At 47.1% G+C, this 14,097-nt stretch carries 13 protein-coding genes; 5 read left to right on the forward strand and 8 right to left on the reverse strand.

What is annotated here, in order from left to right:
• Nucleotides 1-140 precede the first annotated feature (140 nt).
• Genes BLT89_RS00110 through BLT89_RS00125 form a run of 4 tightly spaced genes read right to left on the reverse strand, consistent with a single transcriptional unit; the run spans nt 141 to nt 2,712 of the window.
• The gene (locus tag BLT89_RS00110; RefSeq protein ID WP_090192512.1) at nt 141-1,058 is read right to left on the reverse strand and encodes an HD domain-containing protein; all 918 of its coding nucleotides are present in this window, start codon (nt 1,056-1,058) and stop codon (nt 141-143) included.
• The gene (locus BLT89_RS00115; RefSeq protein WP_157718751.1) at nt 1,055-1,300 is read right to left on the reverse strand and encodes a hypothetical protein; all 246 of its coding nucleotides are present in this window, start codon (nt 1,298-1,300) and stop codon (nt 1,055-1,057) included. Before BLT89_RS00115 ends, BLT89_RS00110 begins: the two co-directional genes overlap by 4 nt.
• On the reverse strand, nt 1,293-2,483 hold the full coding sequence (locus BLT89_RS00120; protein ID WP_090192514.1) for an Arm DNA-binding domain-containing protein: 1,191 nt from the start codon (nt 2,481-2,483) through the stop codon (nt 1,293-1,295). The genes BLT89_RS00115 and BLT89_RS00120 overlap by 8 nt, the downstream gene beginning before the upstream one ends.
• Nucleotides 2,476-2,712 (reverse strand): hypothetical protein, encoded by a 237-nt coding sequence (locus BLT89_RS00125; protein ID WP_090192515.1) that lies wholly within the window; start codon nt 2,710-2,712, stop codon nt 2,476-2,478. The genes BLT89_RS00120 and BLT89_RS00125 overlap by 8 nt, the downstream gene beginning before the upstream one ends.
• 152 nt (nt 2,713-2,864) lie before the next feature.
• On the opposite strand from BLT89_RS00125, the gene BLT89_RS00130 reads away from it, so the two are divergent.
• A complete protein-coding gene (locus BLT89_RS00130) occupies nt 2,865-3,101 on the forward strand; it encodes a helix-turn-helix domain-containing protein (protein WP_090192516.1) in 237 nt (78 codons plus the stop codon).
• A 137-nt stretch (nt 3,102-3,238) separates the two neighbouring features.
• Nucleotides 3,239-3,844: a 3'-5' exonuclease gene (locus BLT89_RS00135; RefSeq protein WP_157718752.1), complete on the forward strand. Its 606-nt coding sequence runs from the start codon at nt 3,239-3,241 to the stop codon at nt 3,842-3,844.
• Nucleotides 3,845-4,204: 360 nt separating this feature from the next.
• On the opposite strand, the gene BLT89_RS17515 is transcribed toward BLT89_RS00135, so the two are convergent.
• The 4 genes from BLT89_RS17515 to BLT89_RS00145 form a co-directional block, all read right to left on the reverse strand.
• Entirely contained in the window at nt 4,205-4,471 is a 267-nt protein-coding gene (locus tag BLT89_RS17515) for a hypothetical protein (RefSeq protein ID WP_157718753.1), read from the reverse strand.
• Between the two features lie 407 nt (nt 4,472-4,878).
• The gene (locus BLT89_RS00140; RefSeq protein WP_090192518.1) at nt 4,879-5,178 is read right to left on the reverse strand and encodes a hypothetical protein; all 300 of its coding nucleotides are present in this window, start codon (nt 5,176-5,178) and stop codon (nt 4,879-4,881) included.
• An 80-nt stretch (nt 5,179-5,258) separates the two neighbouring features.
• Nucleotides 5,259-5,552, reverse strand: coding sequence for a hypothetical protein (locus BLT89_RS17520; RefSeq protein WP_157718754.1), 294 nt, complete (start codon nt 5,550-5,552; stop codon nt 5,259-5,261).
• 133 nt (nt 5,553-5,685) lie between these two features.
• A complete protein-coding gene (locus BLT89_RS00145; RefSeq protein WP_157718755.1) occupies nt 5,686-6,402 on the reverse strand; it encodes a vWA domain-containing protein in 717 nt (238 codons plus the stop codon).
• A gap of 1,236 nt (nt 6,403-7,638) precedes the next feature.
• On the opposite strand from BLT89_RS00145, the gene BLT89_RS00150 reads away from it, so the two are divergent.
• From BLT89_RS00150 to BLT89_RS00165, 3 genes are read left to right on the forward strand one after another with little or no spacing between them, the layout of a single operon-like run.
• Nucleotides 7,639-8,124: a hypothetical protein gene (locus BLT89_RS00150; RefSeq protein ID WP_090192520.1), complete on the forward strand. Its 486-nt coding sequence runs from the start codon at nt 7,639-7,641 to the stop codon at nt 8,122-8,124.
• Nucleotides 8,121-10,613: a hypothetical protein gene (locus tag BLT89_RS17525; protein WP_157718756.1), complete on the forward strand. Its 2,493-nt coding sequence runs from the start codon at nt 8,121-8,123 to the stop codon at nt 10,611-10,613. The genes BLT89_RS00150 and BLT89_RS17525 overlap by 4 nt, the downstream gene beginning before the upstream one ends.
• Nucleotides 10,610-13,765, forward strand: coding sequence for a site-specific integrase (locus BLT89_RS00165; RefSeq protein ID WP_090192523.1), 3,156 nt, complete (start codon nt 10,610-10,612; stop codon nt 13,763-13,765). The genes BLT89_RS17525 and BLT89_RS00165 overlap by 4 nt, the downstream gene beginning before the upstream one ends.
• Nucleotides 13,766-14,097 lie beyond the last annotated feature (332 nt).

The raw sequence follows: 14,097 nt of genomic DNA on the forward strand, positions 1-14,097 counted from the left end.
GTTCGGCATCCTGCAATCAGGCCCAGCCGTTGTCAAAAATAGACCTGACCTTCGGGAAAGGCAACTATTTTATCAATAAAATCAATCTGTTACGGTATAATAATATGAAATGATAGGAGGTGCTTGGCCTGCTAGGCCCATCACGTTGGGCTTGGCTTCCAGTACACGCCCGCAAAGCCAGTGGCTTCTGGGTGTGAGGGTTTGTCAGCAAACGCCAATCGCCTGTTGCTTGCCGCGGCGCTCGCGATATCGGCCTGTTTGACTGCAGTTGTCAGTGGTAGCAGCGGCCTTTGGTCCCGCGGTTTCATCAGGCTGCCAAGGATATACCTGATGGCAATAGCGCCATCTGCCCATGCCTGATCAAGATTTATGAATGCGTCGGCAAGAATTTCTACGTTCAATATTTCGGGCGCTATAAGCTGCCCGATTGCTGTTTGGTGACAGTCTTGCGTTAGCGTTCTGACTTTTCCGACGTCATGGAGCAAGCCTGATACAGCGGCGAGCCAACGTTCGTGGTCTTCGAAGCACTGGGTTGCCGCATAAGATATCTCTGCAACTTCCAGGCTGTGCTGTGCAAGTCCGCCAGGCTCACGGTGATGATAGGAAGTGCTCGCGGGTACACTAAAAAATGCGCAACCTACGGTGGGGTCGCCGAGCACCTGGTATACAAAATTCTTGAGAGCAGCATAGGGGCATCTTTCAATCCATTGCTGCGTACGCGTAACCATTTCCGGGGCCGCTATTAAGCGGCTAGGCAGATGATCCAGCGACGTATACTGCTGTATTAGATGCATATCCTTCCCCGAATTGACCAACCTGCCGAACTCATTACTCAATGTCATGGTGACTGCCCTGTGCCCTTGTTTTATGTAGTTACCTGGGTGCTCAGAAGGGCTCAATAGAATGTCGTGACTACCAGTCATGTTCTCTAGTGTGAGGCTAATGGCTGAATGCTCTGAGGACACGGGATAAAGTTGGTGAGCCATGATGCAACCAGAAACATGGTGCTTTTCTGGCTCGCAATTGGTGGTGTCAAAGTGTGCAAGTGTTTTCATCATGCATTACCCCAGCAGGACAAAGTTTGCTCCAGACGATCAATCAGGTAGGGCAGTACAACTTTGCCGTATTCATCATCAAAAGCGGGTAACGTTTCCTTTATCCAGGTTTCCAGCGCATCGAGATTGCTCCGCTCGTTGCCTTTCCCGATTAGAAAGACCAGCGCATCGCCATCGGGAATGTGCATCGCTACCTGCATGGCTTGAGCTAGTCGGCGATGGGTTGTATTGGAGTAATTAAGCATGGTCGATCTCCTTCTCTGGTACTGAAGTTTCACTAAGCTGCTGCATCAAGAGGCGCTCCATAGCGGAGCCATCGCGTCTCGTTAAATTGGGTACGTACCGCGAATAAACCCGGAACAGCATTTCTGTTGTGGTGTGCCCCATCTGTCGGGCAATCCATTCGGGTGCCTCACCGGACGCCAGCCATAGCGTGGCTGCGGTATGCCTTGTTTGATAAGGTCTACGAGCGCGTAAGCCGAGGTGTCGCAACAGTGGGTGCCACACACGCTGAGTGACGTTGCGGTGAGAGAGTGGAGAGCCGTTACGAGAACTGAAAACGAAGTCGAACTTGCTGGTGAACTTGTTTTGTTCTCGTAATGCCTGGTAGACCGGTTCAGACATTTCGATGGTCCGAAAGGAGCCGTCATTCTTGGTATAAACCAGCTCATCCTTCACCAAGGATTGGCGTACCAGAATCTGTCGGCGCTCAAAGTCTACGAACTGCCATTGCAGGCCATCGATCTCGCCGGTCCGCATGCCGGTAAAGAAGCGGACGGTGTAGTACGGCTTGAAGTCTGGCCGCACGCTTTCGAGTATCAGTTTGACCTCCTCAAAAGTGAACGGCTCTACATCGGTCCTGGGCACCTTCAGTGACTTGATGCCTTGATATGGCGAGGTAAAATCAAATCGGTCGGCTGCCTCCGCAAGGATCATGCGCAAAGGCGTAATGATGTGGTTGATTCGCGTCGCTGACAGAGGTTTGTCGTTTCCGTTCCTGACTTTGGTGAGTGCGGAACGGAACGACATGATTTCTGCCTTGGTGATACAGCCGACCTCTTTTTCTCCGAAACTCGGTTTGAGGTAGGTTTTGAGCGTCGAAGCGATGGTGTCGCTGTATGAGCGCCGCCACTGTGACTGCATCTCGGCGAACCAGGTATCTGCAAAGTCTGAGAACAGAGGCGTGGAGTGATATACCGGCGCACTGCGAGTGATGAATTTCAGGGCATTGGAACTGCCTGGGAAATAACGCTCGTACTCGAAAGTGCCAAGCGTGATTTCTGCTTCGATTTTTTTCAGCACCCCTTCCAGTTTGCGACGGTTGGCCGGCGTGTCATCCAGCGCAGTCTGTTCGCGGCAGCGGTGATTCAGATAGCGAAAGTCCAGAAACAGCTTTCCAGTCTTGTCGCGTACTCGAATGCTAGCCATGTAGTACACCTCCATTGGCCATGGGGATGCTGAAGTTGGCTCCGCCTGAGGCCATCGCCATGTCACGCTCGATCGCATCCCAGATATAGAGAATTTTGCGTCCTCCAAAGGGGCGCAGGTAATGCACCCCTTCCAGCAGCACGGAGTCCTTTAGGCGTTCACGGATAGTGCGGGCGTCGTACTTGATGCGAGCGGCAAGTTCGTCGGTGGTAAGGTAGGCTGTACTCATTTTATGATGCTCCTCTACGTCTAATGATGCGTACACGCTACATAATATACATGCAAAAGATGCTGTCAATCGTCTTTTGTAGACTTTGATCGACATTTGATGCGAAGGGGCATGCTGCTTGGTATGATTCCCTCTCACAAAGAGGGGGCGTCATGATTCGATTTCGTTTAAAGGAGCTGATGGCCGACAAAGGCTTTAGAGAGAGTCGGCGTGTCACCCTGGACGAAGTATCCAAGGCAACCGGTATTCACCGCACGACGCTATCTAAAATTGCCAATCAGCGTGGCTACAACACAACGACAGAGATACTCGACAAGCTGTGCGAGTATTTTGAGGTGCCGCTGGAGCAGGTGGCTCAATATCTTGATCAGAGTAAATCTGAAGGCTGACGGGGACAGTAGATGCGGGGGGAAATGCTTCGTGAATACTGCAGTGTGCTGAGTTCTATAAATGAATCGAGCAAGGCCGTGGAATGGACAAACTAAAAACGACACCTCACGCCAGAGTGACTCGCAAAAGCCACCCCATGAAAGACGAGATCGCTTTACTGCCGGCGTTTCAGGGGTTGGTGCTTGAGGAAATCGAACTGCTGGAAACCGAGGTGCAGTATGCTCGAGCACTGGAAGCGATCAAGGGCGCGGGGCTGGTGGGATTCGATACCGAATCAAAGCCATCATTTCAGAGGGGAGACGTCAGTGACGGGCCACATGTTGTCCAGCTTGCGCTCCATGACCGTGCATACATTATCCAGATAGGTACTAACCCGCCTATTGGGTTTCTCCAGGATATTCTTGGGAGCGCCAGCATCACTAAGGTGGGCTTTGGTCTTAAATCAGATCGAGCTCATTTACATCGAAAGTTTGGAATTAAACTGGTGAACGTGATTGATCTCACAGGCCCCCTGAGAGTGCTTGGATACAAGCAGGCATTGGGGGTGAAGGCTGCAGTAGCCGTGCTGCTTGGCCAGAACCTGCCGAAGTCGAAATCTATGAGCACATCGAACTGGGCGCGGAATGATTTAGAACCCAGTCAGCTTTTATATGCGGCGAACGACGCCTTTGCGGCACTCAGGGTTTACCAAACTCTGCAGTTGCGCACGGAGCAGGGCGTGCAAGCCAAAGCCGAACATTGACTTAGGCCACATGCCTGCTCAAACCGATACTTGGTAAAGCAACATTATCAATCGAACTGACGAACACTTGCTTCCGACTTTACTAGTGGATATCAGAGATGCGACCGGCAGATATGTGCCAGAAGCAGACGTTCGCGATAGACCTTTGTGTACTGAACGGAGTACTGTCGAAAGCGAGTTCGCTCACGCATCTGATCGAGAAAATTTGGCTAACAGTCCATGGCGAATATTCCTTATACGCTACCGACCACAACACTCTGCCTTGAAATATCGCTCACCGAGTGGAGTTCATGCGCTTGGAAACAACATAAACTTAACGGGGAGTTGGTGTTCGGTTTTGTAGGGGCAAGTTCGCCCAGCTTAATACTCCGCCAGGCAACGTTCCTTCTGTTCCCGGTCTTTTATGCTGTAACAACGGCTCTGCTCACCACCTACTTGTGCCAAACAGGCATTCTTCATGTCGCTATCCTTGATTGAATAGCACAGCGCTTTCTGGTTCTGCGTGACTGCTAGGCACTGGTTCTTCTGATCTTGGTTTTTGATCGAGTAGCAGAGTGCAGGATTTCCTGCCTGACTCACGGAAGGCAGAAGTGCTGTAATAAGTAACGCGCAGAAAAATTTCTTCACTGAACAACCTCGATGTTGATACGGATAGCAGGTCACCCTTCGGCGGGCCCGTTATTATGACTACAGAGCCCTGTAGCTTAATAATCACTTCATGGCGTAAAAGGATAGCGGCAACAAAAATGGCAAATATCTAAATTAGCAAAAAGCTCAACTGTTTTCACTATCCTTATTTGACCTTCCAGTTTCAGAAATTTCTCCGAGAAGGCCTCGTCAAGAAGGCTGCCACGCTTACGCCATGGATTCCGGTCTGGCTTACCCTGGGCAGAGTATAGTGTTGGCTTGATGTTACTGTTTCCCGCAATTGGCGAAAGACTACCGCTCAATTTCTGCTTGTTCAAATGTGCAGGTGCTATATTGTTGTTCTCCACACGCTGTATTAACTATATCTTTATAATGTTTTATAATATTTAGCTAGTTAATTTTTTAAGGCACATTACTCTAACGCCCGTAGTTGTCTCGTCTTTACTGAAGTTTTCCATTCTGGATTTATGGCCAACCTCTGCATATATTTTAAAAATATCCTTTTGCTGTTGCGCAGCATCCTTCAATGACGCATCGATTAAGTTTTTCATTTGAGATAAATTTAGACCATTATCAGCTTGTTCCCAGCCAAATTTCGCAGCTACTGTCAATCCCTCACAGATTGAATTGATCTGCGCCATTTTATCATCTGCATAGGCGTTGTTGTATAGAGCGACAATAGTCATTATTGCCAAGCATCTTTTGATTAGAAGCATTTCATTTAAGCCTCAAAATTAAATAGATTCTATTGTGTTTCCTGGTTAATTTAAATTACAGATAAACATTCATTTAACCACTTTGTATAGCTGGCCTTGATTAGATCTTTTTGTTTTTCTTTATTTTCTAATACGGGAGCGGTATAGATTCGCTTTACAAGTTCTTCGAAAGCTTCTGGGCCGCCGGCAACTATTTCGTTCGCGGTTTCTATTGGCGCACCGGCTTGTCTTAAAGCCATAATACTTTCTCCAAGCTCTGCGTAGCTTTCGCAAGTTTCACGATCTAGCGCTGCAGCAGGTAAGGTTAAGAAAAGTAGAGTTACCCATAGGATTGATTTGATCATTATGTGCCTTCACTTTTAAATCACTTAAACGTTATCGTATTGCGAAAGCTATGCAAATGATTTATGTTCCTGAGGTGGTGTACTGAGTTAAAATTACAGCTTCTGGTTACTTGCCGTAGTAGAGTTTTTTAACTTAAGGTTCAGGCTTTTCCCCGGAGCATGCTGCTGAACTGGATACTTCCTCGGTAGCCTCCCTCAACATGCTTGAAATCTGTTCTGAGCTTTCAGCGGTGTATATGCGACCACCGGTGTTTTCAGAGATACATTTAGGGTTAGAATTTTTACTGATGTTAACTACGTTAACTCGAAGGCGAGGCTGTTCTCGGGAGATACGCTTGGAAACTTCGCAAACGTCTCTGTTGCAGCCTTCCTCCCCATCGATGAACATCACTATCACTGCATCACGATCTCGCCCATCGACTTGATTAGCGGCCTGTTCCAGGCTTGATGCTAGCGGTGTTCCGCCATATGCCTTAAGGCCATTGATACCACTCACTAGTGCAGGGCGTTGCGCAAGGTCGAAAATTCCGTGATCGACCTGGGCGTTGCAATCACCAAAGGTGATGAACCGAATATCTATTTTCGGATGAAGGTTTCTGATCATATTTGCGAATGACTGCTTTGCTATATCAATCCGTGCTAATCCGCTGAACAAGCGTTTGACCCGTGGATTATTTGCTGGAAGCTTCTGGCCAACCCTCATTAACCAGTCTTCGTCCTCTCTGGATATGTCCGCATTGAATCCCATGGATCCAGAGGTATCTAGCACCACGACAAATTCAGGAGGCAATGCTTTTGGATCTTTCTGGCAGGCGTAGGTGGCAATCTCCTGTCGTGGGGCCAGCCCCATCAGGTAGTCGCCCTTCGGAGACCAATCACATACAACTATGTCAGTCGTTTTTGATCTACAAAATATGCCTGTAATGTACATAAATGTATGAAATTAATGGGATTTAAATTTCAGGCGAATAATGCTCAAAGACCTTTAAAGGCATGCAGAGCAATCAAGATGCTGGCACAGCAAGCTGGTTTTGTCAGAATCTGCAATGTTGGTTTTCGACCACTTTTTAAATCTAGGCACATAAGTTTCCGAACCGAAGCTCCCTTCCATCAGACTGATGCAGAAATGTTTAGTAATTCGCTTATCAGGGGGTGCCAAGTCTACGACCAGCGACAAGAATGAATTCAAGTCGGCGACCCACGTCGAGTGGTAGGTCAGTGCAAGAAATTTGAGCGTCTGCTGTGGTTTCGGCCTTCGCCAGAATGGCATCAAGCGTTCCCATCAGGGAGGTCCGTTCGTAGCGCAAGTTCCATAGGACACATCTTAGGCTGACAGTCTATAGCGTCTGACACGATTTCATCGTGTCGCTCAGGGCGTGTGCTGCAGTAGCTTGATCTTCACGTTTGGCGGATCTATGAGGGTAATAAGTTGCGAGCTATTTAACGCCTTCAGGGTTGAGGTGGCGTAAAAAAGTTGCTGCCGGATACGATTCCGGCAGTAGTCAGAGAGTCACAGTGAGCTGGCTAAGTGATTTTGGACGCCAGTTAAGGTTTCACGATGCCATCCGCTTCATAGCCACTGACAAGTCATTTTCATTCGACTTAAGCCTGGAATGTGCGCTCGTGATCACCCGCTGTATGAAGTTGATGGGGCTTTCAGTTGACTCGCTCGAATGCGTAGCCGCGTGGGTTGGAGTCCAGCTGCCTCAGGGCGATCAATTCGATCTTACGTAGAGGGACTTTCTCACTATTAGTGCTTGAGCAGGAGCCTGCTGGAGGCTATGCAGGCTGCTGAGCAAGGTACCGCGAAGCTAGTAAAGCAGATTGGTCTTGGCCTCATACGGACTTACTTCCTATCACCATTCGCTCCAGACGAACTACAAGCCAGCCTGATGCGGTCAATTTCCAGCTAGGAGCTTGGGAGTCTGCAAGAGGGAAGGCCGTCTTGTGAAAATACATCGTGCCGTATCTATATGATTTATATAGAAAATTATAAATGAGCAAATAAATAGCATTGAGATTGGCTGTTTTTGGGCAGTGGGTCAGCACTATTAGGGTATTAGAGGCCAGTCTGGAGTCACAAAGGATGGACGCTGTGTTGAAAAAGATACCACTCGAAACGATTAATAGGATTCATCCCAAGGTGGCTGCCATTGAGCAAAAACTTAATATTTCTCCGCCGCACCTGCCAGGTGCTGCCCTAATTCCAGAAGAGGTGGTTGACTTAGTAAACCACCTGCATCCGATCGCAGTAGTCAGCGAAAAAGGGGAAATTTATTGTGTAGGACAAATCGGGCTATATCGATGGATGCGAGGGATCTTAGATGGGAAACATCAAGTACAAGTGATCGAAATCAAGAGAAAAATTACAGACGAATTAGCTGAACATTTGATGTTGATTGAGCGGTTTCTTGTGCCCGCTTTGGCTCCGGTAAATTCACTTCAGGCGCGTTTGATGTATGAGGCAATTGCACAGCCATCAACTCGCTGGCCTCACGCTTACAAGAGCATTGCGCACTTCTCAATGTTGGCCGGAGTAAAGCCACACAAGGATGATGGGGCAAGTCAATGAGTCAGATACCTCCTTTGCACCAGAAGTTACTGAAGTTTGTCACTGATCATGGACAAGATGTTGACTCAATAGCACAAATTCTAGAGGCATTGGATGCGCATTCTGATTTGATTGATTTCCCACGTGTGCTGCGTGGATTAACTCGAGTGCTAGATGCCATGCAGCAGCCTGCCGTGCTGGGTCAGGCTAATTGGGATTTGGAGCGCTGGCGTGATGTGAGTGATTGGATCATCAGCCTTAGAAACGATGAAAACTTACTGATAACGTTTGGCGCAAAATTCTATCTCGGAGATGAAAGAAAAAACAAAAATCCGATTATCGGTGCGGGAGTAAAGCGCTACGGATTTCCATACGCAGTGCTTTGGCATGAGCCTTACGATAAAGAGAACGAAGCCGAGTTCTATCGCCTTATTGCGCAATTTATGTTGGCTTTTCAGCTGCTTCCAGAGTCGCATGCATTGGAGGATCAACTCTATGCTGCCAACAGGGAGCTGCGACTCATATCAGGCCTCGATGTCATCATGACTCCGACGGAACTGAATGTCTGGTGTTCATCTGCTGATTTTCTTCGACGCTGCCAAAATTATGACGTGGCAGAGTCGGCAAGCGAGTATGCAGAGCTATTTGCGCCGATTGTGCGTGCAGTTCGATACTGTAATGGCGATACACCACCTGCGCGCTCTGGTGGAGGTAGTGGTACGCGAACGCGCAAACGAAATAAAGCTGGTCTTGGCGTGCAAATGAGTCAAGGAGAAGACAGCTTTTACCTTGACGACCCGGACGACCCCAATCTATTGCCTGGTAAGTATTCAATTTTAGTATCACCTACCGACTTGCCAGAGGACATTGAAGGAGATCAGCTTGCACCGGACGAGTTGACTGAGCCGTTTGATATTTGCCTGCTAGAGGAAGGTGATTCGGAAAGGGCGTACGCAGCTGATTTACTAAAGGCACAGAGCGTACAAAACCATATTATTCGTGCACGACAGTATTTGCCGTTTAGTTACAGCCAGTTCACGTTGACTGAAATTTCGAACTTATTGAGCGGATGCACTGAAGAATTTTTAGAATGCTTATCGTTACTGGCGCTTCATCCAGGTAGGCAGAAATCGTTGCGTGCTCGCATGGAGGCGATCGCTGGCTTGCACCTTATGCTATGGCTAGGGCAGCCACTACTTCGAGTTCGGCAACTGCGTGTTGTCGAGATGGGGGACGTGCGTAGGTCAACACTAGAAATGGTTCGTGGTGTGGATGGCTGTGTGTCGGAGTTTCGGTTTGTACCTCATATGCCGTCATATCTGTCCGAGGAGAATCTTGAAGAAGGAGCTACGAGGAAAAGAGCATCGTGTGTTTCTCTCCCAGATTTAGCAGAATCGGCCTATTTTATTGAAGCATTGCAGCATCACTTTCCTGATAAGGAAGATACGAGCTTCATTTTTAATCAAAAGCCAAAAGCACTCGAAAAAAACATCAGAAAGCTGCTGAAAAAAATCGGGCTAGGCGACTCTCGATATACGATCGAAAAATCACGGACTTTTCTGCACCGGCGAATTATTTCAGAAACTCATGATGTGGTGAGCGCATCGTTTTTGTCTGGTTACCCCTCGCTTTCTGCAAATACACCAGCGTATTACTCACAGCTAAACGTTGCGCGCTTAAGAAGAATTTATATAAATTCTTCAATTTTGCTATTGAAGCATATTTATGCTTGTGGAGGCGTTGTATATGAAGAGCCTATGATATCCGAATATGAGGAATCAGGGGGAATAGGGGCGCGTAACTGCCTCACAACTGAAACGGTCATTAAGAATATTAATGCAATGCTAGCAGTTCTTAGGTCAAAGCCGACAGGCGAGTTAAGTAACCTGGTCGCTTGGCATAACTGCATGACACTCTGGACCACTCAGCTATTTATGATGGTTACAGGCTGTAGGGCTATACGTAACCCTTTGATGAGCGTGCAGCAGTTTGATCCTCGTTTGCGAGTCGGCGCCCTAGGAGATAAGGATGCGGATGATAGGCATATGAGTCGGCTTGTATGTCTCTATAAGATTGTAAGGAATCAACTGGAGGCTTATCAAAAACATTGCAAAGAAATATCGAGGCAATTGAGTGGTTATCTTTCGAATGATATGGAGTTAAGTGAGAGTTATTTCCTTGAGATTAATTCTAAAGGCATTAGGAAGCTCGAAGTTCGGCCTAATACTATTCGTGGCGTTATGGGATCAATTAATGGCTACACTTCACATCCAGTTAATTCTTTTCGAAAATTTATTCGTACTGAGTTAATAGAACGAAATTGTTCTCCTGAGGTCGTTAATGCTTATATGGGGCACTGGCTGTTGGGTGAAGAGCCGCAAAATTCGCTCTCTTCATTTTGTCCCAATGATTATGTGGCAACGCTTGATAAAAATCTTCAGGCGTTGATGAGTGAGTTGCCTTGGGTTGTGATTCATAGCCGCTGGGTTGATAAGAGGCCCGCCAAATGAAGTTACAACAACATGAATTAGATAAAATTTGGGCTCCAAATGAATACGATCCGGCTTGGAAGTCAGATGCTTATGGCGAGTTAAAAGTTATATTAGAAAAGTCAAATAATCTTGTCGCACAATGGTTGACCGGCCTGAGTGAGATAACCCGGTACGATGTAAAAATGCTCAGAACGCTTGAAGGGGATCTAGGCCGGAACTGCGTGATGAGGAACGCTTTGCGATCCATAACTATGAGGGTGCAAAAGTTTGAGGCCCCTTTTCCTCTGGCCAGGATTGCCATTTATATATCCCGGGAGGCATGTAGTTTCAATCCTGACTCATTGACAGTCGACCAGATAAAAAGGAGCTTTGACCTCATTAGTGTCTTGCAAAAAGCATTGCTGCTTGATGTTGATAAATTGGATTTAAAAGCAAGGCTTGGGCTGTTGATACTCAGTGCAGCTTATCATGGGGGGCTTTTAGATATCGAACAACTAAAAGCACTTATGTCGCTTGACATAGGCGAGATAGAATGGAAAGCAGCTATTCCTGAAGTGCGTCTTTTGCTGCCGGTTAATGGCAACGAAGGCGAAGATAATCGACAGTGGTTTCCTGATCCTTGCACATTAGCACTGCTTATGCGGAGTAAGGCTGATCTTGATTCAATTTGCGACCAATTAAAAAAACCTGAGATGTTGAATGGGTTTGTAAACGCGCTGCTTAAGTTTCCAGAAATCAGTGCTGGAGTCAGAACATCTAGTTTAACCGATATGCTGCAGTTATTGCGGATGCAAGTGCAAATGCATATTCCGCCATTACTTGTAAATTTCGCATCACGAGATAAGTTTCTGTCCCACTCTGTCCGTGAAGATGCTTGGGCGCATATCTTTGGCTATGACTGTAGCAAGTCCGAGTCTAACGACCATGACGGAAGTGAGTTGCCTGATCAAGCGCTAGATACTAAAGGACGGATTGATCCTGATTGGCTAGATCAGCTTGTCGCATTCATGCGCAAGAATGAAACAAAACAGGAGACAGCCGCGAGATTGTCCAGTTGGAGTGAGACCAAGCCGGGATTGCCTGCGGTAATGGCATCTTGGCTTAAAACGATGCTTTTGGGAAAGTCAGCATATGGCAACTCAAATATTCGCGAAACAATTCTTAGCTATCTCAGAATCATGGCGAGAAGCCTGTCGGAAAATTTACAGGTTGATACGATATTTGATATTCCCCCAGATGCTCTTGATGAGGTTTATGAAACTCTCCTTGATTTAGAAGACACTCCTCGAAAGCGCAAAGAATTAGCGAAGGCGATCCGTGAGTTTCACTGGTTTCTTCACTCCAAGCATGGGTATCCGCCAATCAGTGAAAACTCCGTGCTGGGTATAAATCGTGGTGTGCAAGCGGTTGACGCCACGATTATCTCGGAAGAGCAATATCAGGAGACACTTAAACAGTTAAGCTTTTGCGGGATTGAGATTCGATCGCCGCGATTGGTAATGGCTGCGAAATTGATGGTTATCTTGGGCTATCGTCTTGGAATTAGACGAAATGAGGGGCTCAAACTTCTGATTCACGACCTACAGTTACCTAGGCTACGGGCATCACGAATCAGCGCGTTTCAGCTACGTCACAAAGGAAAATCACTACTTACCGAACAGCAACGAATTGACCTCAATTTACCCGTACACCTTCACATAAGGCCAAATGCATTCCGGTATCTGAAAACTAGGAATTCCACACGAACACTGCCTCTGCATGAGCTATTGAGCGCTGATGAATTGTCGTTACTTCTTGAGTGGCATGCTTTAAGAGAGCAGGAAGAGCTTCAGGGAGCATTCTCGGACTTTCTTTTTTGTATTCCGGCCGATAAAACGGTTTGGATCAGTGAGGAGTACATTTTCCCAGCCATTCACGCGGTTATGAGAGCTGTTACTGGCAATCAGCATGTTCACTACCACCACTTGCGACACTCGTGCGCTACGTGGCTCATGCTTAAGCTAATGATCCCAGTTCTTCAGGCTGAGGAGAGAATTGAAATAATTTTCCAGGGACTACCGGAGACCAGCGGATGGTTAATGGATAGCGAAAGTTTAAAGCGATACCTTTTTCATTTTTCTGGCGGGCCAACCCGGCGGGTTGCCCACATAGTCAGCGCACTACTTGGTCACGCTAGCCCCAAAACTACCTTGCGGCACTATGTTCATTGCCTTCCTTGGCTATTGGCAATGGCTTGGCAATGGAATCCTGAGCGGTGGTATGCGATTAGCAGCGTTGCAAAACTTGCGGGTGTAAGTGATACAAAACGCAGACAAGAAAATTCGGCCATGTCAGAAACTGCGCAAAAGCAAAGCCAAATTCTGGAGCTGGTTTCGCGGTATATGAGAAAGTTTTCCATGATGCCTGAAGTTGCCCCTGCCCCCCGTGGAATAAAGATCATTTACGATCACAACGTTGTTATTCAACGAATGCGACGAATTGAGTCTTTCCTAGCTTATGCGGGTAACCCGATCTCAGTTGGCGCCGTTGACTTGGATTGGTTTGAGTTTCCAGAGAGTGATCGGCTCTCGATGGTAGATCGAGCAAAGTCAATTCAAGAGTCGTTTAGGAAGAATTCTGGCCACACTACCAAAATATTTCGTGTACATAGGTTTTCCAAAAACGTAGATGGGTTGACCCTTATTCCAAAAACTCTAAGTGATGGTGCTCGACAAAGTTTGAGTAAGCTAGCTCAAGCTATGTATTCATTATTGAGTAGTAAGGATTCCGCTCGCGCTCACAAGGTTGTCGACGATTTCATTGAGCGTGTATGGTCGCAGGATACAGATTTGCGCTTTAATCGGGGTCGAGATATTACGGAATTTAAAGATTATATATGGCTACTTAAAGAAATTGGAGTTGCTCCTGAGTCGATAAGTTTTGTGATTTATAGTCGCAGCAATCCGAGTGGGGAGAAGGATTACTGGCGTCAGTACATTCATTTATCGAAAATTAATGTTGTTCAGAATAATCCTAAAAATCATAAGAGCCGAAATCATCCTATCGCTGTCAGGGTTAGCCTTCCATTTCTTAGTAACGAAGGAAATGGCCGCATGAGTAATTACCATTCTGGTACAGCGCTTCGTTATCTCTTCGTGATGACATCAATTGATTGGCATTTCAGACAGTAACTTTTATTTTTTGCGCCCAATCCTCAATTGTGCTGTCACGCAGTGATGTCTGGCAGCCAGGCAAAGCTAATTTGCGTAATTGCATCTCACGTACGTAATTTCTCCTATCTGACCAGAAAATTGCATCGGTGCTGACCATTGATTGCGCTCGATTTGACCGGTGGCGGCAGAGAAGTGCTCCGCCTGAACGTGCCTAAACAGGCACTTCGCTTCCTCGCGCACCTTTTTTGGCAAGTCGAGATCTATGATCAGCGCCATCAGGCGCGCGTGCGCTCAAGAGGTGTGCTCACTGTGCCACCTTTCGGTTTACCCAGTCGACATGGGTATCTACT

This window comes from Pseudomonas pohangensis, assembly GCF_900105995.1.
GTDB lineage: Bacteria > Pseudomonadota > Gammaproteobacteria > Pseudomonadales > Pseudomonadaceae > Aquipseudomonas > Aquipseudomonas pohangensis.

Coding starts and splice junctions, on each gene's coding strand:
- BLT89_RS00110 (WP_090192512.1), bottom strand. CDS start 1,058: ATGATGAAAACACTTGCACACTTTGACACCACCAATTGCGAGCCAGAA.
- BLT89_RS00115 (WP_157718751.1), bottom strand. CDS start 1,300: ATGCTTAATTACTCCAATACAACCCATCGCCGACTAGCTCAAGCCATG.
- BLT89_RS00120 (WP_090192514.1), bottom strand. CDS start 2,483: ATGGCTAGCATTCGAGTACGCGACAAGACTGGAAAGCTGTTTCTGGAC.
- BLT89_RS00125 (WP_090192515.1), bottom strand. CDS start 2,712: ATGAGTACAGCCTACCTTACCACCGACGAACTTGCCGCTCGCATCAAG.
- BLT89_RS00130 (WP_090192516.1), top strand. CDS start 2,865: ATGATTCGATTTCGTTTAAAGGAGCTGATGGCCGACAAAGGCTTTAGA.
- BLT89_RS00135 (WP_157718752.1), top strand. CDS start 3,239: ATGAAAGACGAGATCGCTTTACTGCCGGCGTTTCAGGGGTTGGTGCTT.
- BLT89_RS00140 (WP_090192518.1), bottom strand. CDS start 5,178: ATGACTATTGTCGCTCTATACAACAACGCCTATGCAGATGATAAAATG.
- BLT89_RS17520 (WP_157718754.1), bottom strand. CDS start 5,552: ATGATCAAATCAATCCTATGGGTAACTCTACTTTTCTTAACCTTACCT.
- BLT89_RS00145 (WP_157718755.1), bottom strand. CDS start 6,402: ATGGGGCTGGCCCCACGACAGGAGATTGCCACCTACGCCTGCCAGAAA.
- BLT89_RS00150 (WP_090192520.1), top strand. CDS start 7,639: ATGGACGCTGTGTTGAAAAAGATACCACTCGAAACGATTAATAGGATT.
- BLT89_RS17525 (WP_157718756.1), top strand. CDS start 8,121: ATGAGTCAGATACCTCCTTTGCACCAGAAGTTACTGAAGTTTGTCACT.
- BLT89_RS00165 (WP_090192523.1), top strand. CDS start 10,610: ATGAAGTTACAACAACATGAATTAGATAAAATTTGGGCTCCAAATGAA.